Genomic DNA, 19,123 nt, shown 5'->3' with positions numbered 1-19,123 from the left:
ACCGATCGAGCAGTCGGCCTGTGGAAAACTCTCCCGCGACGAGGGGTCAAAATCGGCTGTGGACAACCGCTTGCCGAAAGCGCTTCCGGGCATAAGGTCGGAGTGATCCCTGCTACCCCTGGAGGACCAGGATGGAAACTCGCCGACTGGGCAGACTCGGCCACCAGAGCTCGGTGCTGATCTACGGTGCCGCCTCGCTCGGGGGCGTCGACCAGGACCGCGCCGACGCGTCGATCCAGGAAGCCCTCGACGCCGGCCTCAACCACTTCGACGTGGCCGCCGACTACGGCGACGCCGAGCTCCGCCTCGGACCCCGGATGCCGGAGATCCGGGACCGTATCTTCCTCGCCACCAAAACCGGCCGCCGGACGTTCGAGGAGGCCTGGAGCGAGATCAACAGGTCGCTGGAGCGGCTGCAGACCGACCACGTCGATCTGATCCAGATGCACGCCGTGTGCGACCTGGAGAACCTCGATCTCGTGACCGGCAAGGGCGGTTCGCTGGAGGCGGCGATCCGGGCCAAGGACGAGGGCATGGTCCGCGCGATCGGCATCACCGGCCACACCGCGCAGGCGCCGTCGGTACACACCGAGGGGCTGCGCCGGTTCGACTTCGACAGTGTGCTGACGCCGCTGAACTACAAGCTGTCCACCGATCCGCAGTACGCCGATGACTACGCGGCACTCGTGGAAGCGGTCAAGGCGTCGGACGCCGCGCTGATGACGATCAAGATGATCGCCCGGCGGAACTGGGCCGAAGGCGAGCAGAAGTCGTACGACACCTGGTACCGGCCGTTCGACGAGCAGCGCTACATCACTGCCGCGACCGCGTGGCTGCTGAACGGGCATCCCGAGATCACCGGTCTCGCTACCGCGGGTGAGACCCGGCTGCTGCAGCAGATGATCGTCGCGGAGCGCGAGCGCGCCGATCTCACCCCGGAGGCCGCCGCGTCGATCCTCGGCGAGGTCCAGGACTACGCATCGCCTTTCGTGGACATGCCCATCTGACAAACGTGGCCCAGGTCACATACGAGACTCCGCATTCCGGTCAGGTCGTACGGCGTACGAGATCGGCCGGCGTACCGGGCCGGGGGTGCGGGAACAACTCGGCTGCCGATCGGTGTTGACTGATACGTACTCATCTACTTTCGGAGGTCGTAGTGGCAACGGTCGAGCTGACCCAGGAGAACTTCAACGACGTGGTCGGTAACGACGGCCTCGTACTGGTGGATTTCTGGGCGGAGTGGTGTGGCCCGTGCAAGATGTTCGGGCCGGTGTTCGAGAAGTCGTCCGAGGAGCACAGTGACATCACCTTCGGCAAGGTCGACACCGAGGCGCAGGGCGAGCTCGCGCAGGCGTTCCAGATCCGGTCGATCCCGACCCTGATGGCGGTCCGCGACGGCGTCGTCCTGTACTCGCAGGCGGGTGCGCTCCCGGCCGCGAGCCTGGAGGACCTGATCGGCCAGCTGCGCGCGGTCGACATGGAAGAGGTCAAGTCCCAGATCGCCGCCCACGAAGCCGAACACGGCGCCGAGCCGCACACGCACTGATTCAAACAGTTCAACGGATCCGGGGACTCGCATCGAGTCCCCGGATCTGTCTTGTCTGCGGGCAGCCGTTCAGTCGGTCAGTCGGCGATCGGTGGTACGGCGCATGAGTCGGGAGGTGCCGACTTGTTCGGTGAAGCCCCAGCGGCGGTAGAAGGGGATCAGGTCGGGTTGGCAGACGAGTTCGAGGCTGCGAACGTCGGCCAGGGCGGGGTGGGTGACGACGGCGTCGAGTAGTGCGGCGCCTACGCCAGAGCCGCGGTGGGGTTCGGCGACGATGACGTCGAGGATGAGGGCGACGTACGCGTAGTCGGTGAGGACTCGGGCGAAGCCGACCAGTTGGTTCGTTGGGTGGTGGGTGATGGCGATGACCAGGTCCGAGTGCTCGAGCAGGTGTTGGACGTCCGCGGGCGTGCGGTCGGTCATCCACCACGCCGTACGCAGGAGGTCGGTCAGCTCCGGGATGCGATGTGCGGGCACGTCGGACTCGGTGGTGAGCATGTGATTTTCAGGAGTCGCGGGAGCTGAGGACGCAGAATTCGTTGCCTTCTGGGTCGGCGAGGACTGTCCAGCTGGGGCCTTCGGGTTGGCCGACGTTGACGCGTTGGGCGCCGAGGGCTTCCAGACGGGCGATTTCGGCGTCGCGGTCCTGGCTGGTGTGTGGCGCGAAGTCGAGGTGCAAGCGGTTCTTCAGGGTCTTGCCTTCGGGGACCGGGACGAACACCATGCCGGGGCCGATGCGTTCCCACGGCATGTCGTTCACCATGTCGGGTTCCACCCAGCCGGGGACGTTCACGCATTCCTCGTCGGTCTCGATGATCGTCTTCCAGCCGAACGCCTCAGCCCACCAGGCCGCTTGCTTCCGAACGTCGTGACAGTCGATCACGACCGTGTACCAGCGAAGCACCATGACATGCCCTCCCAGGAGTCTGAGGAAGCACAGTCGCACAGCCCACCGACAGAAAAGAGCGGGCCCTGGGCAGGAGAAAGACGCCAGGGCCCGCTCTCAGGGCTGACCGGAGCGGCAACGTGGTGGCCTTGAGGAGGTGCGGGCAGGTGAGGTGCTGCCCGGGGAGGGTCACCGAAGGGGCTGCTCGAAGAGACGGTCAGCGAGATGGAGGGACCACGTCGTTGGGGTCCCTCCAAGCCGGAAGAGTCAGCGGAGCGGGTTGAACGGACGCAGTTCCGCCGGCGCACGGCCGGTGGTGATGGTCTCGGCCAGCAGTTGGCCGGTGATCGGGCCGAGCGTGATGCCCCACATGCCGTGCCCGCCGGCAGCGAACACCCGCGGCGACGCGGTGGCTCCGATGATCGGCAGGCCGTCCGGGGTGCAGGGGCGCGGCCCGACCCACTCGAAGGTCCGCGCGTCCAGGTCGGCGTCCCGCAGCAGGGGCCGGGCGGCCTCGACGATCGCGTCGATCCGGCGCGGGTCGAGCTTCGCCTCGGGCTTGCGGAACTCCATCATCCCGGCGACCCGGAGCCGGTCGCCCAGCGGCGTGCAGGCGATCCGCTGCGCCGGGAAGTACACCGGGCCGGCTGGTACGTGCGCCATCGGCACGCTGAAGCTGTACCCGCGACCGGCCTGTACGACGGTCTTCACGCCGAACTGCCGCGCCAGGTCACCCAGCCACGCACCGGTCGCCATCACGACCGCGTCGAACGGATCGGTCTCGCCGTCGCCGGTGACGAGCCGGACGCCGCGGATCTCGTCGACGATGTCCTTCACGACGACGCCGCTGATGATCTGCCCGCCGCGGGCGATCACCGAGTCGGCGAGCAGTTGGACGTACTCACCCGGGTTGATGAACCGCTGCCCGTGCAGCCGGATCGCCGCGCCGATCTCGTCGGACAGCGACGGCTCGATCGCGCGGGCGTCGTCACCGCTGATCGCCTCGAACTCGATGCCCTGGCCGGCGGCGTGGATCTGCTCGATCTCCTCGAGCAGCACCTTGCGCTCCTCGACGGTCCGGTAGGCGGCCAGGAACGACTTGGCCTCGTAGGTCTGCGCCTCGACCCCGGCCTTGGCCAGGAAGTCGAACGCGGGCAGGGCCTGCCGGTTGATCGGGACCAGCGCGTCCATCGCGGTCTTCCAGCGTCCGGCGGTGCTGTTGCGAGCGAAGCGGGTGAGGAACTTGAGGAGCCGCGGGCTCGCGGTCGGTGGAACGTACACCGGTGAGGCAGGGCTCAGCACCGCACGGACGCCGTACTTGAGGACCGCTGGTTCCGGGAGCGGGGTCGCGAGGCCGGGGGTCAGCCAGCCGGCGTTGCCCCAGGACGCGCCGGCGGCGACGCCCTCACGGTCGAGCACGGTCACCTCGACGCCGGCCTCCTGGAGGAACCAGGCGGTGGCCAGGCCGACCATGCCCGCGCCGACGACGGCGACGCGGTCGGGAACGATGTGGTTGCTACCAGCGGAACCAGTAGTGGTCATGTATCGATGGTGGGGCCGCCGCCAGCGGCTGTCATGGTGCGATCACACCATTGCCGGGACGAATGACTGTGCTCATCGCACAATAACCCGCACAATGGACGCATGATCTCCTCGTCCGATCTGATCGTCGCCGTCGGTCCGGCGCTGTTCGAGGTCGTGGTGCCCGGCAAGGGCGACCGTGAGGTCCGGGACGTCTTCCTGGCCGACCCGCAGGAACCTGCGACGGGTCAGCCGGGCGACCTGGTGCTCGGACTCGGTCTACGCGACGCAGAGGACGCCGTGGAGCTCGTAGAGCGCTGCGCGGCCGGCAATGCCTCAGGAGTGGTTCTCCGTACGGCGCTAGCGCACAAGCCGACCGTGCTAGCCGCAGCGGAGCGGGAGGCCATGACCCTCGTCGCACTGCAGCCGAGCGTGACGTGGGCCCACGTGGTCTGGCTGCTCCGCGGTGTGCTCGACCGAGCAGCCGCACCGGACTCCCCTGCCGCCGGCGACGCCGGTGTGCACCAGGAGCTGTTCGCACTGGCTGACGCTGCCGCTGCGATCGTCGACGCCCCTGTGACGATCGAGGACAACCAGTCCAGAGTCCTGGCGTACTCCTCCGGCCAGGACTTCACGGACCCCACTCGTGTGTCCACCATCGTCGGACGCCGCGTGCCGCCCGAGGTGATCGCACACTTCCGGGCCCGGGGCATCTTCCGACGGCTGGCGCGATCCAGCGAGCCGTTCCTGGTCCCTGACGGACCGAACGGCATCCGCCCGCGTCTCGTCGTACCGGTCCGGGCTGGTGGTGAGTGGCTGGGGTCCATCTGGGCCGTCGTCGACGGTCCCGTGAGTGATGCGGTCACTGCGGAGCTCAGCAACGCTGCCTCTGTTCTCGCCTTGCACCTGTTGCGGCTGCGGGCTCAGGCCGACGTAGCGCGACGGAGTGCGATCGACCGGCTGCGGACGATCCTGCGGCAGTTCTCTCCGGACAACCCGGTCGACGTACGGCTCCCGCGGCAGCCGTGGCGGGTTGTCGCACTCGGGTCGCCCGACGGGTACGACGTACCGCAGCAACTCGACCTGTGGGAGTCGACCGGTCGCCGGCACGGCTGGAGCGAGCCCCAGCTGGCTGACCTCGACGGGACAGTGCTGGCTGTTGTTACGGACACTGACGGGCCAGGGTCATGGACCTGGTTGCAGAAGCTCGTGCTCGAGCAGTCTGCCGGCACGTACGCCGCTGCCGGCGGTCCCGCGCGCGGTCCGGCCGATCTGCCGAGCTCACGCGCCGAGGCGGTCGAGCTGCTGGGACTGGTCCGGCGGGGTGTCGCGCCAGGGCCGGCGTTGCGGGTCGAAGAGGCGTGGCACGTGCTGACGGTGCACCGGGCCGTCACGTCGCTTGATACCACCAAGATGGATGGTCCGCTCGCGACGTTGCTGCGGCACGACATCGAGCACGACACGGGGTACGTGGAAACGTTGCAGGCCTGGCTGAACTTTCCGGGGCAGCCGCAGCGGGCGGCCCGGGAACTGCATCTGCACACGAATACGTTGCGGCACCGGATGAAACGGATCGGGGAGATCGCGGAGCTCGATCTGTCGGATCCGCGGGAGCGGTTGGCGTTGCAGTTGCAGATCGCCGCCGTTCGTACGGAGCACTGAGATCTACGCCACAGCGCTATGTAACAAGGCTTCACATTCCGGCAACTGTTGGGCAACATCCGCCTGACAGAGTCTTCCTTGTCAGCAGGTCCGACTCTTCACCAGGGAGCCGGAAAGGCTGCGGGGTCTGAGCTTTTCACCAGGAAGCTCAGGCCCACCCGTTAGGCCCGGCGGTTGTCTGAGCGATCGCCGGGCCTACGGCTTTTCCAGGAAACTTGCCTAGGACAACCGGTTCACGATGGTGCGGTAGACGCCGGGGAGCGCGGCTGCGGCGGGGACGATCCGGGGCGCGAGCAGCGGGCGGTTGCGGGCCCAGAGCAACGACGCGGTGAGCAGGCGGCATTCCCAGGAGACTCGGCGCCAGGCTGCCTCGTAGTCCTGTGGGCGGTCGGCGCGGATGCAGTCGACGAGTTCGGCGGAGGTGCGCAACGCGACGGCGATACCTTCGCCGGTGAGCGCGTCGACGTACCCGGCGGCGTCGCCGACGAGCAGGACCCGGCCGGAGGTACGAGCGCTTACGCGTTGGCGGAGCGGTCCGGCGCCCATCACTGCACTCGCTGCCACCGCTCCACGCAACCGGCGCTTGAGCATTGGGAAAGCGTCGAGGTGTGAGTCGAAGGTGCCGCGCGCGGAGGTGAGGACGGCGACCCCCACGAGGTCGTCGGCGACGGGAGTCACGTAGGCCTCACCGAGACGAGACCAGTAGACCTCGACGAGGTCGGTCCAGGGCGAGACCGCGAAGTGCTGGCGGAGTCCTCGCCGTACCTCACCGGAATTCCCACCACTCAAATCCAGTTGGCGGCGGATGGGTGAGTGGAGGCCGTCGGCGGCGGCCAGGTAGCGGGCGGTTGTGCCGGCGGCGGTGACGGACGTGGCGTTTTGGGTGATCGGACCGACTCGGTCATGGATGACCGGGATATCTAGCGCTGCTAGCCGGGACATCAGAGCGGCGTGCAGCGTCGTACGGCGTACTCCGAGACCTGGTCCGGCGATGAAACGGGCGTCGACGCTGTGACGTCCGTCGAGGTAGCGGATTCCGTGGAACTCGCGACCGGACAGTTCCACGCCCAACCGCTCGAGGTAGGCGACGGCGCTGTGGGCGATGCCTTCACCGCAGGCCTTGTCGATCGGAGCCGAGCGCGGCTCGACGACCGCAACAGACAGGCCCGCCAACGCTGCTCGGATCGCTGTGGCTGCGCCTGCTGGACCGCTACCAGCTACCAGAAGATCGATCACGTCACGAGCGCGGACTTCAGCGCCGCCTCTTCGGACCGGATCCGGACGGCGAGGATCGGGATGTTCAGGAGGGTGAACACCAGCGCAGTCACCCACGCGGTGTGCACCAACGGCAGGGCGATCCCCTCCGCCACAACCGCCACGTAGTTCGGGTGCCGGATCCACCGGTAGGGGCCACGTGCGACCAGCTGGAGACCTGGTACGACGATGACGCGGGTGTTCCACTGATGGCCGAGGACGCTGATGCACCACCACCGCAACCCCTGCGCCAGCAGCACCGCCGCAAACATCGTCCAGCCCAGCCACGGAACGAACGGCCGGTGCAGCGCCTCCACCATGCACGCCGCCAGCAACAACGTGTGCAGCGCGACCATGAACGGGTAATGGCCCCGCCCCGACTCCACGCCGCCCTGCGCGAAGCTCCAGCGCGCGTTGCGCAGCGACACCACGAGCTCGGCCACGCGCTCAGCCGCGACCAGGAGCACCAACCCCAGATACCAGCCGTACATCACCACTCCAGCAGAACGAGCTCGGAACAGAAACCAGGACCCATCGCCAGCAACAACCCAGGACCTGAAGGATCCAGCCTCAGGGTGTCACCGAGGACGTGCAGGACCGAGGAGGACGACAGGTTGCCCACCGCATCGAGCGACTTCCACGTCAGCTCGAGCGCCCCGGGCCGCAACGACAATGTCTCCGACACCGCCTCCAGCACCTTCGGCCCGCCCGGATGGCTCACCCACGTCCCGATGTCCGGAACGGTCAGATCGTGCTCACTGAGGAACCCACGCACGTCTCCGCCTAGGTACGCCCGTACCACCTCCGGCACGTCCGCCCCGAGCACGATCCGGAACCCGCCCGACCCGACATCCCACCCCATCACCCGCTCCGAGTCCGGGTAGAGCCGCGAACGCGTCGCCACCACCGAAGGACCCGACGCCGCCGGATGTTCCGACCCGGTCAGCACCACGGCGGCCGCGCCGTCCCCGAACAACGCGCTGCCCACCAGATTCGGCAGCGACGAGTCGTCCCGCTGCAAGGTCAACGAACACAACTCCACCGACAGCAGTACGGCGACGTGCTTCGGCCAGGCCTTCAGGTAGTCATGCAGCCGCGCGATCCCCGCCGCTCCCCCGACACACCCCAACCCGAACAGCGGCAGCCGCTTCACGTCCTCCCGCATCCCCAGCCGCATCGCCACCCGGGCATCGATCGACGGCGCCGCGACCCCGGTCACCGTCGTGAACATCAGTACGTCGACATCCTCGAGCGTCAGCCCCGCGTCCTGCACCGCCCCCGCGACAGCCTCGGCCCCGAGGTCCACGGCCGCCGCGATCCACGCGTCGTTCGCCTCGCCGAAGTCCTTGAGTACGGCGTACCGCTCCAACGGCAGCGCGAGATGCCGATACGAGACTCCCGCGTTCGCGTGCAGCCGGCGGAGCAACGCCGTACCGCGGCCGTCCGGGAGACAGATCGACTCGAACGCGGCGGTCAGGTCAGACTGCGGATACCGGTACGGCGGGAGCGCGGGCCGGACCGCTGCGATCCGCGTCATCGTGGCATCGTTACGTCGGTGAGAACGCTGCGGACCGTCAAGGGTCTGGCTCTCGCGTGCCACCCGGGCCCGACCGTCGCCGTCACCGCCCTGGTTACCGCAGTCGCGTGGTCGGCCGGGCGAAGTCCGGCCGGGTGTCTCCTCGTCGCAGCAACGATCCTCACCGGCCACCTCTCGATCGGCTGGAGCAATGACGCGATAGATGCCGCCCGCGACACCATTGTGAACCGACAGGACAAGCCCGTGGTGCGTGGACTGGTGAGTCGCCGGACGCTCGCGGTCGGCGCGGGCGTGATGCTGGTCGTCACCGTTCCGGTCTCCCTCGCCAACGGTTTCACGTCCGGGTTGATGCACCTGCTGTTCGTCGCCTGCGCCTGGGCCTACAACCTGGGCCTCAAGTCGACCGTGATCTCCTGGCTCCCGTACGCCGTCGCGTTCGGCGGACTGCCCTCGTTCGTAACGCTCGGCACCGCGCACGTCTGGGCCCCGTGGTGGGCGACCGCGGCGGGTGCTCTCCTGGGGATCGGTGCCCATTTGGCAAACGTCGTACCCGACCTGGCCGACGACCTGGCCACCGGCGTCCGCGGCTGGCCCCAACGCCTCGGCCGCTACGCCCGCCTCGTCGCACCGCTCCCGTTGGCGACAGCAGCCGGTCTCCTCGTGATCGCCCCGCCTGGAGCGATCGGGATCATCGGCTGGGTCGCCCTCGCAGTCGTCGCCGCCCTCCTGACCACGATCCTTCTCTGGCGCGACGCCCCGTTCCTCATCACGATCGCGATCGCCGCGGTCAGCATCATCTCCCTCGTCCTCCGCGGCGACGCACTCGTCTAGCCCGCGTCGGGCTTGAGGGGGGCGTTGCTGCCGAGGATGGCGGCCGTCAACGCCTCGGCGGGTTCCTTGGCGGCGCGGGGGTTGGTGATGAGGACGAGGTCGATGGAGGGGAGCTCGGGAAGGCCGGCGCTGGGCGGAGGCTCGACCAGGTCGGCGGGCATCAGGGAGCGCGCGAAGATCGCGATCCCGAGGCCGGCGCGGACGGCGGCGAGTACGCCGTTGACGCCGCGGACGATGCACGTGATCCGGCAGGTACGACCGGCCTGCTCGAGTGACTGCACACCGAGCGACCGACTCAGCGACGGCGCCTGGTACGCGACCAGCGGGACCGGGACGTCGGGCGCGATCCGGGTCCCGGCGATCCCGGCCCAGACCATCGGGTCCCGCCGTACCAGCCGGCCGTTGGGCTCGTAGCCGCCGCCGGCGCCGTGCTTCACGTAGGCCAGATCCAGGTGGCCGGACTCGACCCGGCGGAGCAGGTTCGGGCTCTGGGCAACGGTCAGCTCCAGGTCGATCCGCGGGTACAGCTGGCGGAAGTCGCGGAGGATCTTCGGCAGCGGCGTGAGCGCCAGGTCGTCGGTCACGCCGAACCGCAGGCGGCCGCGCAGCTCCGAGCCGGTGAAGTACCCGGCGGCCTCCTCGTGCGCGGCCAGGATGGTCCGGGCGAAACCGGCCATCGCCTCACCGTCCGCGGTCAGCGTGACAGTGCGGGTGTCACGGACGAACAGCGGCCGCCCGACCGCCGTCTCGAGTTTGCGGACATGTTGGCTGACCGTCGGCTGCCGGATGCCCAGTCGCTCGGCCGCCTGGGTAAAGCTGAGCGACTGCGCCACCGCGAGGAACGTGCGCAGCTGGTCCGGGTCGTACATCGATGCACCTCCCATTACGTCACGCAATAAGACTAATAGGAGTAATTCGTTGGGGGAATTCAGCACCCAACCCTGAGGATGGACATGTCCTCCCCTGATCAGTCCACTCGCGTAGGGATCGCTCTTGACCACCCGGGCCACCGGTACTGTCCCGTCCACCGACTTCCATCTCCACCGCAACACCGACTCCAGCAAGCTCCGGGAGACGCAAGCGCGCCGGCCCGGCTTCAAGGACACCTTCAGCGCACTGCGGGTCCGCAACTTCCGCCTCCTGGTCAGCGGTCTGCTGGTCAGCTCGACCGGCGGCTGGATCCAGCGCATCGCCCAGGACTGGCTGGTGCTCACGCTCACCGGCAGCGCCACCGCGGTCGGCATCACCACCGCACTGCAGTTCCTCCCCACCCTCGTGCTCGGTCTGTTCGGCGGCGTGATCGCGGACCGGTTCCCGAAGCGGAAGATCCTGCTGGTCACGCAGATCACGATGGGCACCTGTGCCGGCGTCCTCGCGGTGACCGCCTTCTCCGGTCACGTCCAGGTCTGGCACGTCTACACGATGGCCTTCGTCCTCGGTCTCGCGACCGCGGTCGACAACCCGACCCGGCAGTCGTTCGTCACCGAACTCGTCCCGCGCGACACGGTCCGGAACGCGATCAGCATGGTGTCGTCGACGTTCCAGCTCGGCAGCCTGATCGGCCCCGCGCTCGGCGGTCTGCTGCTCGGCACCATCGGCACCGGCTGGGCGTTCGCGCTCAACGGGCTGACGTTCTTCGCATCGATCAGCGCGCTGCTGCGGATGCGCGAGAGCGAGATGCCCGGAATCCACGCGGCGCGCAAGGCGAGCGCCGGGATGCGGATCCGGGACGGGCTGCGGGACGGCGTCCGGTACGCGTTCCACGAGCCGGCCGTCCGCTGGGCGATCGCGCTGGTCGGCATCTACGGGATGTTCTGCATCAGCCTGCCGGTGACGCTGACCGCGTTCGCCGACCGGGTCTTCCACACCGGCGCTTCGGGGTACGGCGTACTGAACTCGGTCGTCGCGTTCGGGGCCCTGGCGGGCGCACTGCTCTCGGCCCGCCGCGTCCGGCCGACCCGCCTGCGGAACCTGATCGGTATCGCGTGCCTGCTCACGGTCACCGAAGTACTGGCCGCGATCCAGCCCTCGCTGTGGACGTTCATCCCGGTGCTGGCGTCGATGGGCATGGCGACGCTGATGTTCCTGACGGCAGCGCAGTCGATGGTCCAGCTGACCACGCCGGACGGCCTGCGCGGCCGCGTGTCCGGGATCTACAACCTGGTCTTCATCGGGGGCGGCGCGATCGGCGGGCCGTTGGTCGGCTTCCTGGCCCAGCACTACGGCGCCCGTACGGCGCTGATGCTCGCGGGCCTCGTCCCCGCGGTGGCGACCGTCGCGATCAGCCTCCGGCTGCGGCGCGACAGTCGACTCCGGCTGGTCCTGATCCGGACCCGCTCGCCGTGGCACCAGGTCCCGATCCGGCTGAACCTGCAGCAGGCCGAGATCCAGCTCTCCGCCCCGAAGAGCGCCCCACTGCCGAGCCGCACGTCACGCCCGTTCGTGCTCGGCCGCCGGCAGCACGCCCGCACCGATCCGCACCTACGCCCACTCCGCCCCCGCCGCCGCCCTCAACACCACTGAACTCCTGGGGCGGGACCGCGCTGCCTTCCAGTCCCGCCTCAGGCAACTTTGAGCACCCACCAACCACTTTCCATCGCGAAATCTGGTTGGTGGGTGCTCAAAGTTGGTCCGAAAGGCTCGCGCCCCCGGCTGGATCATGGCCGGGGGCGCGAGTGCCGGCGGGCGGGCCGGCTGGGCGGCATCAGGGAGCTTTGATGACGCCGACTGGGGGCACCTGGACGGTGCGGTGGTGCTTGGTGCCGCCGAGGACGACTTTGCGGAGGGCAACGTTGTTCTTCGTGGTGGACTCGAACAGCCGGTTCTCCGGGTTGGCCGTCACCTGGACGTAGTACGTGCCGTTCGCCAGGTTCGTGATGTCGAAGGACTGGCCAGGCAGCGTCTGTTCGTAGGTGTCGCCGGAGCCGACGTCGAGAACCTCGCGGACCGACAGTGAGCCGTGGTCACCGCACGCGGTGTGCAGGTCGGTGTTGTCCGGGTGCCAGTTCGCGTTCTTCACCGTGTAGTCGATGGAGTCCGTCGCGGCCAGGCAGAACGCCTCCTTCTGGCTGCGCACCACCTCCGTCTGCTTGGCGTTCAGCAGGCTGTAGCGGGCGAAGTCGGTGAAGTGCCAGTGGTTGTGGCCGTCCCGGCCGTCCCACTCCAGCGTCCCGGTGTTCTGGTACCCGACCTGCTTGCCCTGAGCGTTGTAGAAGTACTGGTACGCGTCCATCAGGTCCTTGCCCTGCCGCCGGAACCCGTCCAGCACCAGCGGTGACGGTCCCGCGTTCCACACGGTCGCCGAGAACTGCAGGAAGTCCTTGTTCGCATCCGGCGTACCTTCGTCGCCCGGCACCGCCACGATCCCCCACGCCGGCACCGGCCGCAGGTCCGGCTTCGGGCTCTTCGGCACGCTCGCCTTGCCGACCGGACGCGCCGCGTTCGGCTTCGGCGCCACCGAACTCGAGCTCATTTTCTGAGCCCCGGCGGCGTCGGACTTCTGCACGGTCACGTTCAACTTCGCCGACGAGTCCTTCGCCGGGATCCTGAAGAAGTCCCGGTATGCCTTGTTCACGGTCACTGTCGCCTTGTACTTGCCGACGGCGAGCTGCACCGGCTCCCCGTCGCCGTACGTCCGCGCCGACCACCCGGTCTGCAGTCCCCACACCGCGCCCTGCGTGAACGGGTTCGCCGTGCAGCCGTCCGGGTACGGCGAGGTTGCCGGGGCATCCGGCCGGGTCCGCGATCCGTCGCCGTTCAGGCAGACCGACTGGTCTTTCTCGAGCACCTTCTTGCCCGCGCTGTTGGTCAGCGTGATGTGCAGGAACTTCCCCAGCCCGGAGAAGTCCGTGACGAGCCCCTTCGGCAACTGCCGGACCGGCTTGCCGTGCACGTACTGCGTCGCGACCACCGGCGAGCTGTACGACGCCCGCGTGGCGCGGACCTCGATCGGCGCGTTGCCGGCCACCACATGCGTGCCGAGATCCAGGTCGACGCCGTAGTCCTCGACACTGGCCAGCGTGACATCGGTGCCTCCAGCAACCAACTTCACAGGCAGCGGCGATGACGCTGCCGACGCGCCGGCGGCTGCGAGTGCGACCAGACCGGCCGCCCCGGCCGCGGCGACCGCCGTCCGGCCGAGTTTCCTTGTGTTCACGATGACGGAACCCCCTCCTGCCTCCGGCCGGCATCCTCACGAGCCGACCCGTTGCTGGTACGACGACCCGGGCGCGGAGCGAAGTTGATCAAGGTTCCATGGCAGTCCCGTCACACGAAGTAACAGGACCTCAATACTTGACTGTGTAAATTAAGCCGACCTAGGCTCGACGACGTCCGCTCACACTCCTCCCCGGAGGACGTTTCCATGTCCTTGAGACGCCGTACGACGCTCGTCCTGGCTGCCCTCGCCCTGGTGTCGACAGCAGCCGTGACCGCCCCAGCCGATGCAGTCCAAGACCAGAAACCCGCCTATCCGCAGATCGCTGCCAAGCCGTACATGGGCTGGAGCAGTTGGAGTCTGCAGTCGACGAACTACCCGGGCGTCAATCCCGACGGCCCCGGCAGCTTCATCAGCGAGAAGAACATCCTCACCCAGGCGCACGCCCTGGCCACGAAGCTCAAGCCGTACGGCTACGAGTACCTCAACATCGACGCCGGCTGGCAGGACGGCGGTGACGAGTACGGCCGCCCGGTCGCCAACCTGAAGCGGTTCCCGCGCGGTATGAAGGCCGTCGGCGACGACCTCCACAAGCTCGGCCTGAAGTTCGGCATCTACACCGTCGTCGGCCTCGGCCTCGACGTCTACCGCGACGGCAACACCCCGATCTACGACGCGCCGGGCTGCTTCACGCGCGACATCGTGTACCCGGACCTGCGCAAGACCAACGGCTGGGACGCGGCGTACAAGATCAACTACGAGAGTCCGTGCGCGCAGAAGTACGCCGACTCGATCGCGAAGCTGTTCGCGTCCTGGGGCGTGGACTTCATCAAGATGGACGGTGTCGGCCCCGGCTCCTGGAAGGGTGCGCCGGACGACCCGAACCACAACAACACCGAGGACGTCGAGGCCTGGTGGCGCGCGGTGCAGAATGCCGGCCGGCCGATGATGTACACGCTGTCGTGGTCGCTCAGCCACCGGTACGCCGACGTGTGGAAGCAGAACTCGAACGGCTGGCGGATCGACACCGACGTCGAGTGCTACTGCGACACGATCGTCAAGTGGGACAGCTCGGTCAAGCAGCGTTGGTGGGACGTCGCGCAATGGATCGACGACGCCGGGCCGGGGCACTGGAACAACCTGGACGCGATCAACGTCGGCGTCGGCGCGATGGACGGCCTGACGGACGCGGAACGCCAGTCCTACATGACGTTCTGGGCGATCAACTCCGCGCCGCTGTTCGCCGGCGACGACCTGACCAAGCTGGACGCGTACGGCCTGAAGCTGCTGACGAACCGCGAGGTCATCGCGATCAACCAGTCCGGCAACCCAGCGCGTCCGCTGAACCAGGACCAGCTGCAGCAGGTCTGGTACGCACAGAACGCGGACGGCAGTACGACGGTCGCACTGTTCAACCTGGCCGACTCCCCCGCCACCGTGACCGGCAACTTCGACCAGGTCGGCATCGGCGGGAAGGCCACGGTCCGCGACATCTGGGCGAACCAGAACACCCGTAACGTCTCCGGTTCGGTCAGCGCTCAGCTGCCCGCGCACGGCTCGAAGCTCTACAAGATCACGCCGAACCAGTACGTGCCGGTCGGCATCCCGGCCGACCTGACCGCGACAGACGTCAGCCGTACGTCGGTGTCACTGAACTGGCGCCCGAGCGCGGACGCGACGTCGTACCAGGTGTTTGCCAACGGCAATCAGGTTGCGACGAGCACGAAGCCCGGCACCGTGGTGGGCGGGCTGCAGCCGCAGACGCAGTACACCTTCACGGTCAAGGGTGTGAAGTACGGCCGTACGTCGGACGCGAGCGCCGGGATCACCATGTACACGTCGAAGTCCGGCGGGCCGGTGCGCTACGAGGCCGAGGCGCCGACGAGCACACTGACCGGCAACGCCGGCATCTCTGGCTGCACCCTGTGCTCGGGTGGCGCGAAGATCGGCAACATCGGGTACGACGCCTCGGTGACGCTGAACGGCATCACCGTGCCGACGACGGGGACGTATCTGGTGAAGATCGCTTACACCGACGGCGACACCAGCCGACAGAGCATGCTCACCGTCAACGGCGCCGACAGCTATTGGGTGAACTACCACGGCCTCGGCGACAACGACTGGGGTACGCCGCAGGTCACCTACCTCCCGATGAAGCTGTCTGCCGGATCGAACTCGATCACGGTCAGCAATCCGAACGGCTACATCGCCGACATCGACTGGATCACCGTGTAACCGCAGCGAGCCGCGGGGCCGGCACCACCAGGGCCGGCCCCGCACTTCTCACCGCGGTTCGACCGTGTAGCGGATGGTCTGGCCGACGATCTTCCCGTCCTCGATCAGATACGAGTCCACACCGTCGCGGACCTGAACCTGCGAGTCCTGGTACGTCCACTCGAGGAGCCCGACCCGGCCCTCGGCGGCGACGTAGGTGTAGTCGAACGCCTTGTGCTCCGGCAGCTCGTCGGCCAGCATCAACGCGAGCTCCCGCACCCCGCCGTGGCCCCGGAAGGTGCCCCGGCTCATCAAGATCACGATGTCCTCGGACACGTTCCGGCGCAGATCTTCGGCCAGCAGCTCCTCGAGCGACGGGGTCCCCACCCAGTTGTTCGCGATGTTCAGATGATCGTCCAGCACCTCACGTGCCGATCGCTGACTCAAGTCCCCCACGATTCTTCCCCCTCCTCGCAGTAGGACTTCATGTTGCGCCGCCGACCCCGCCCGCACAACCTCTACTGGACGCAGGAGCGTCCGGTCACGGCGTTCTCGAAGCCAGGTCAGCGACCAGCCGACGGAACTGTGAGCAGGCCGTGAAGTCGGGTTCTGCGCACGTCAGCGCATGCGAGATCAGCCGCTTGGACTCCTGAGCCTGCCGGATCTGCTCGTCGAGCAGCGCGTCCTGTTCGCCGAGCACCGCACGACGTTCGGAGCCGTTCGGGGCGTCGAACATGCGGCGGATCTGCGCGAGGCTCAGACCCGCCGCCTTCGCCCGCTGGATCATCACCACGCGCGCGACGTCCGCCTCGTCGTACCGCCGGCGGCCCGCGACGCGCTCAGGTGTGAGCAGACCCTCGTCCTCCCAGTGGCGAAGGACGTGGGTGGCGAGCCCGAAGCGGTGCGCGAGCTCGCCGATGGTCAACATCAGATGCCTGCGGTCGTCGCGCCGTCCATAGTGATGATCGAGGCGGTGACGTAGCTGGCCCGGGGTGAGGCGAGGAAGAGCGCGACGTCGGCGACCTCGTGAGGCTCCCCGGCCCGGCCCATCGGGATCTCCCGGACCATCTCCTGGAGCAGCTCGTCCTTCGGCTTGCCGGTCGCCCGTACGGCGGCCTCCAGCCCCTCGTCGACGCGCGAGGTGCGCGTCATCCCCGGGTTGATCACGTTCACCCGGACGCCCTGGCCCGCGTAGGCCTTCGCGTAGCCGACCGACGCCAGCATCAGCGCCGCGTTGGCCGCACCGCCGCCGATGTGCAACGGGTTCGCCGCGCGACCGCCCTGGCCGACGACGTTCACGACCGCGCCGCTGCCGCGTTCCGCCATCCCGCGGATGACGGCCTCGGTCGCGTGCATGTACGTGAAGTACTTCGCGTTCATCGCGGCGTGCAGCGCCGTACTGTCCAGCTCGGCGACCGGCGTCCGGCGGGCCGCACCCGCGCAATTGATCAGGATGTCCGGTACGCCGATCCGCTCGAACGCCGCCCGTGTCGCGTCGGCGTCGGTCAGGTCGACCGCTTCGGCCTGGAAGCTCAGGCCCTTGGCGGCGAGCTCCTCCTGCGCCTTCGCCAGGTTGCCGGCGTCCCGCGAGATGCCGACGACCACCGCACCCTCACGCGCCAGCGCCTCGACACAGGCCAGCCCGATCCCTTTGCTCGCACCGGTGACCACCGCGGTCTTCCCGGACAGTTCCAGCTCCACGTGACTCCTCAGATGTTGGCGTCGTACTCGTCGCGGGCCTCGGCGATCTCGTCCATGTGGTCGTAGGCCCACGTCCGCATCGTCGCGACGGCAGCGGCCAGACTCAGGCCGAGCGGGGTCAGCGTATAGCTGACCGTCACCGGCACAGTAGGAAGAACATCACGCCGTACGACGCCGTCGCGCTCGAGGTGACGCAAGGTCTGCGTGAGCATCTTCTGCGTGATGCCCTCGATGACCGACTTGAGCTGGCCGGACCGCAGCGTGCCGCCCTTCTCGAGCGTGCTGATCACCAGCACCGTCCAGGTGTCGCCGATCCGCCCGAGCACCTGACGCGTCGGGCAGGCGCCTTTCGTGGCGTCCCACCTGCTTCTGACCTGGTCGGTATCCATTAGGTGCCCATAGCAGTAATTAGTGCTGTCTTCCCGCCGCGAAGAGGGATTCGTAACGTCGTTGGCGAGTCTACGCACGGAGGGCAACACAGATGAGAGCATTTCTGCCTGTCGGACCGAACGCGATCGCGCTCGCCGAAGTCGACGAGGTGCGGCCAGGTCCGGGTGAGGTCGTGATCGAGGTCGCGGCGTACTCCGTGAACCGCGGTGAGACGTTCCAGGTCGAGAACCCGCCGGCCGATTGGCGGCCCGGGAAGGACGTCGCGGGTCGTGTGGTCGCGACGGTCGACGGCGGTCCGGCGATCGGGTCACGCGTGCTCGCGCACGTGCCGCACTCGGGCTGGGCCGAGCGCGTCGCAGCACCGCTCACGCAGGTCGCCGTACTCCCGGACGAGGTCTCGTTCCAGCAAGCAGCCGCGCTGCCGCTGGCAGGTCTCACCGCAGTGCGGCTACTCCGTTCGGCGGGCTCGGTGATCGGGCGACGGATTCTCCTGACCGGAGCGTCCGGCGGCGTCGGCCACTACGTCACCGAACTCGCGGCCGCCGCGGGCGCTTGCGTTACCGCGGTCGTCTCGTCGCCACCCCGAGGCGAGCGACTGCGTGAACTCGGCGCCGAGACCATCGTGTACGACGTCGCGGACGCACCCGGCCGGTACGACGTCGTACTGGAGTCCGTCGGTGGCGACAGCCTGCCGATCGCGCTGTCGAAACTGCTCCCCCGCGGGCGGTTGATCTGGTTCGGCGAGGCGAGCCGGAAGCCGATCGAACTGGATTTCTTCACGCTGTTCGACGGACCCGAGAACGCCACCATCGAGCACTTCCACTACACCGACGGCGACGACGCGGCCGACCTGGCGACGCTCGTCCACCTGGTCGCGACCGGCCGGCTGCACCCCGAGATCGGCCGCCAGGAGGACTGGTCCCGGACGCCCGAGGTTCTCGACGACCTCAGCCGGCGCCGTATCCGCGGCAACGCCGTACTCACCCTGATCGAAGAGGAGCGCGCACCGCTGGATCCCAGGACCGTCGTCACCCGGTACGTCGAGGCGGTGGCGGCGGGAGACCGGACGACGATGCGCGCGAGCTTCGCGCCGGACGTGGTCTGGACGTTTCCGGGCGACCTGCCGTTGTCCGGTGAGTGGAAGGGCCGGGACACGGTCCTCGACGAGTTCCTCGGCGCGGTCGCCGGCCGGCTGTTCGCGCCGGGTGTTCCGGTCACCATCACGCTCGCGAACGTGATGGCCGACGGCGACCTGGTGTTCGCCGAGTGGACCGCGGCGGCGACGGCACGGTCGGGTGCTCCGTACCGGAACAGCTGTGGCGGGGTGTTCACCGTCAGGGACGGGGCGATCGTCGCGGTGCGCGAATACGCCGACACCGATCACGTGCGCCGGACACTGTTCGGGTCGATGCCCTGAGCAAT

The 19,123-nt window shown here is 68.3% G+C and carries 19 protein-coding genes; 7 read left to right on the top strand and 12 right to left on the bottom strand.

From position 1 onward, the window contains the following. Positions 1-131 precede the first annotated feature (131 nt). Both OHB24_RS26385 and trxA read left to right on the top strand, forming a co-directional pair. Complete coding sequence (locus OHB24_RS26385) at positions 132-1,007, top strand: aldo/keto reductase (protein ID WP_327633530.1); 876 nt, start codon at positions 132-134, stop codon at positions 1,005-1,007. A gap of 152 nt (positions 1,008-1,159) precedes the next feature. Continuing rightward, positions 1,160-1,549, top strand: a complete 390-nt coding sequence (trxA, locus tag OHB24_RS26380) for a thioredoxin (RefSeq protein ID WP_327633529.1) — start codon at positions 1,160-1,162, stop codon at positions 1,547-1,549. A gap of 69 nt (positions 1,550-1,618) precedes the next feature. On the opposite strand, the gene OHB24_RS26375 is transcribed toward trxA, so the two are convergent. From OHB24_RS26375 to OHB24_RS26365, 3 genes are all read right to left on the bottom strand, one after another. Then, on the bottom strand, positions 1,619-2,047 hold the full coding sequence (locus tag OHB24_RS26375; protein WP_327633528.1) for a GNAT family N-acetyltransferase: 429 nt from the start codon (positions 2,045-2,047) through the stop codon (positions 1,619-1,621). Positions 2,048-2,054: 7 nt separating this feature from the next. Further along, complete coding sequence (locus OHB24_RS26370; protein WP_327633527.1) at positions 2,055-2,456, bottom strand: VOC family protein; 402 nt, start codon at positions 2,454-2,456, stop codon at positions 2,055-2,057. Between the two features lie 246 nt (positions 2,457-2,702). After that, a complete protein-coding gene (locus tag OHB24_RS26365; RefSeq protein WP_327633526.1) occupies positions 2,703-3,977 on the bottom strand; it encodes an NAD(P)/FAD-dependent oxidoreductase in 1,275 nt (424 codons plus the stop codon). Between the two features lie 102 nt (positions 3,978-4,079). On the opposite strand from OHB24_RS26365, the gene OHB24_RS26360 reads away from it, so the two are divergent. Further along, complete coding sequence (locus OHB24_RS26360; RefSeq protein WP_327633525.1) at positions 4,080-5,618, top strand: PucR family transcriptional regulator; 1,539 nt, start codon at positions 4,080-4,082, stop codon at positions 5,616-5,618. A 219-nt stretch (positions 5,619-5,837) separates the two neighbouring features. Here the strand turns inward: OHB24_RS26360 and OHB24_RS26355 are convergent, their stop codons facing one another. Genes OHB24_RS26355 through OHB24_RS26345 form a run of 3 tightly spaced genes read right to left on the bottom strand, consistent with a single transcriptional unit; the run spans position 5,838 to position 8,409 of the window. Beyond that, entirely contained in the window at positions 5,838-6,854 is a 1,017-nt protein-coding gene (locus OHB24_RS26355; protein WP_327633524.1) for an NAD(P)/FAD-dependent oxidoreductase, read from the bottom strand. Beyond that, positions 6,851-7,363 carry an isoprenylcysteine carboxyl methyltransferase family protein gene (locus OHB24_RS26350; protein WP_327633523.1) on the bottom strand — a complete coding sequence of 171 codons (513 nt, stop codon included), beginning with the start codon at positions 7,361-7,363 and terminating at the stop codon, positions 6,851-6,853. Before OHB24_RS26350 ends, OHB24_RS26355 begins: the two co-directional genes overlap by 4 nt. Further along, complete coding sequence (locus OHB24_RS26345; RefSeq protein WP_327633522.1) at positions 7,363-8,409, bottom strand: type III polyketide synthase; 1,047 nt, start codon at positions 8,407-8,409, stop codon at positions 7,363-7,365. Before OHB24_RS26345 ends, OHB24_RS26350 begins: the two co-directional genes overlap by 1 nt. A gap of 18 nt (positions 8,410-8,427) precedes the next feature. Between OHB24_RS26345 and OHB24_RS26340 the strand changes: the two genes are divergently transcribed. Continuing rightward, the gene (locus OHB24_RS26340; protein ID WP_327633521.1) at positions 8,428-9,240 is read left to right on the top strand and encodes a UbiA family prenyltransferase; all 813 of its coding nucleotides are present in this window, start codon (positions 8,428-8,430) and stop codon (positions 9,238-9,240) included. Here OHB24_RS26340 and OHB24_RS26335 read toward each other — a convergent pair. Continuing rightward, positions 9,237-10,109 (bottom strand): LysR substrate-binding domain-containing protein, encoded by an 873-nt coding sequence (locus OHB24_RS26335; RefSeq protein ID WP_130380615.1) that lies wholly within the window; start codon positions 10,107-10,109, stop codon positions 9,237-9,239. The genes OHB24_RS26340 and OHB24_RS26335 overlap by 4 nt on opposite strands. A 124-nt stretch (positions 10,110-10,233) precedes the next feature. Here OHB24_RS26335 and OHB24_RS26330 point away from each other — a divergent pair, with 124 nt between their 5' ends. Then, positions 10,234-11,763 (top strand): MFS transporter, encoded by a 1,530-nt coding sequence (locus OHB24_RS26330; RefSeq protein ID WP_327633520.1) that lies wholly within the window; start codon positions 10,234-10,236, stop codon positions 11,761-11,763. A gap of 181 nt (positions 11,764-11,944) precedes the next feature. Here OHB24_RS26330 and OHB24_RS26325 read toward each other — a convergent pair whose 3' ends face one another. Then, positions 11,945-13,396 (bottom strand): lysyl oxidase family protein, encoded by a 1,452-nt coding sequence (locus OHB24_RS26325; RefSeq protein ID WP_327633519.1) that lies wholly within the window; start codon positions 13,394-13,396, stop codon positions 11,945-11,947. A gap of 207 nt (positions 13,397-13,603) precedes the next feature. Between OHB24_RS26325 and OHB24_RS26320 the strand changes: the two genes are divergently transcribed. Then, positions 13,604-15,631: a fibronectin type III domain-containing protein gene (locus OHB24_RS26320; RefSeq protein ID WP_327633518.1), complete on the top strand. Its 2,028-nt coding sequence runs from the start codon at positions 13,604-13,606 to the stop codon at positions 15,629-15,631. 48 nt (positions 15,632-15,679) lie between these two features. Here the strand turns inward: OHB24_RS26320 and OHB24_RS26315 are convergent, their stop codons facing one another. The 4 genes from OHB24_RS26315 to OHB24_RS26300 all read right to left on the bottom strand — a co-directional run bounded on the left by OHB24_RS26315 (position 15,680) and on the right by OHB24_RS26300 (position 17,700). Then, entirely contained in the window at positions 15,680-16,066 is a 387-nt protein-coding gene (locus tag OHB24_RS26315) for a nuclear transport factor 2 family protein (protein ID WP_327633517.1), read from the bottom strand. An 85-nt stretch (positions 16,067-16,151) separates the two neighbouring features. Beyond that, positions 16,152-16,538, bottom strand: a complete 387-nt coding sequence (locus tag OHB24_RS26310; RefSeq protein ID WP_327633516.1) for a helix-turn-helix domain-containing protein — start codon at positions 16,536-16,538, stop codon at positions 16,152-16,154. Then, complete coding sequence (locus OHB24_RS26305; RefSeq protein ID WP_327633515.1) at positions 16,538-17,311, bottom strand: SDR family NAD(P)-dependent oxidoreductase; 774 nt, start codon at positions 17,309-17,311, stop codon at positions 16,538-16,540. Before OHB24_RS26305 ends, OHB24_RS26310 begins: the two co-directional genes overlap by 1 nt. A gap of 8 nt (positions 17,312-17,319) precedes the next feature. Beyond that, the gene (locus OHB24_RS26300; RefSeq protein WP_327633514.1) at positions 17,320-17,700 is read right to left on the bottom strand and encodes a winged helix-turn-helix transcriptional regulator; all 381 of its coding nucleotides are present in this window, start codon (positions 17,698-17,700) and stop codon (positions 17,320-17,322) included. 92 nt (positions 17,701-17,792) lie between these two features. Between OHB24_RS26300 and OHB24_RS26295 the strand changes: the two genes are divergently transcribed. Beyond that, the gene (locus OHB24_RS26295; protein WP_327633513.1) at positions 17,793-19,118 is read left to right on the top strand and encodes a nuclear transport factor 2 family protein; all 1,326 of its coding nucleotides are present in this window, start codon (positions 17,793-17,795) and stop codon (positions 19,116-19,118) included. The last annotated feature ends 5 nt before the right edge of the window (positions 19,119-19,123 follow it).

The sequence above is a fragment of the Kribbella sp. NBC_00482 genome (assembly GCF_036013725.1).
Lineage (GTDB): Bacteria > Actinomycetota > Actinomycetes > Propionibacteriales > Kribbellaceae > Kribbella.
This window is presented reverse-complemented; position numbering and strand designations above follow the sequence as displayed.

Excerpts from the sequence above, each read along its gene's own strand:
- OHB24_RS26350 (WP_327633523.1), bottom strand. The coding sequence starts at position 7,363 with ATGTACGGCTGGTATCTGGGGTTGGTGCTCCTGGTCGCGGCTGAGCGC.
- OHB24_RS26295 (WP_327633513.1), top strand. The coding sequence starts at position 17,793 with ATGAGAGCATTTCTGCCTGTCGGACCGAACGCGATCGCGCTCGCCGAA.
- OHB24_RS26370 (WP_327633527.1), bottom strand. The coding sequence starts at position 2,456 with ATGGTGCTTCGCTGGTACACGGTCGTGATCGACTGTCACGACGTTCGG.
- OHB24_RS26375 (WP_327633528.1), bottom strand. The coding sequence starts at position 2,047 with ATGCTCACCACCGAGTCCGACGTGCCCGCACATCGCATCCCGGAGCTG.
- OHB24_RS26300 (WP_327633514.1), bottom strand. The coding sequence starts at position 17,700 with ATGGATACCGACCAGGTCAGAAGCAGGTGGGACGCCACGAAAGGCGCC.
- OHB24_RS26360 (WP_327633525.1), top strand. The coding sequence starts at position 4,080 with ATGATCTCCTCGTCCGATCTGATCGTCGCCGTCGGTCCGGCGCTGTTC.
- OHB24_RS26385 (WP_327633530.1), top strand. The coding sequence starts at position 132 with ATGGAAACTCGCCGACTGGGCAGACTCGGCCACCAGAGCTCGGTGCTG.
- OHB24_RS26365 (WP_327633526.1), bottom strand. The coding sequence starts at position 3,977 with ATGACCACTACTGGTTCCGCTGGTAGCAACCACATCGTTCCCGACCGC.
- OHB24_RS26345 (WP_327633522.1), bottom strand. The coding sequence starts at position 8,409 with ATGACGCGGATCGCAGCGGTCCGGCCCGCGCTCCCGCCGTACCGGTAT.
- OHB24_RS26310 (WP_327633516.1), bottom strand. The coding sequence starts at position 16,538 with ATGTTGACCATCGGCGAGCTCGCGCACCGCTTCGGGCTCGCCACCCAC.
- OHB24_RS26335 (WP_130380615.1), bottom strand. The coding sequence starts at position 10,109 with ATGTACGACCCGGACCAGCTGCGCACGTTCCTCGCGGTGGCGCAGTCG.
- OHB24_RS26320 (WP_327633518.1), top strand. The coding sequence starts at position 13,604 with ATGTCCTTGAGACGCCGTACGACGCTCGTCCTGGCTGCCCTCGCCCTG.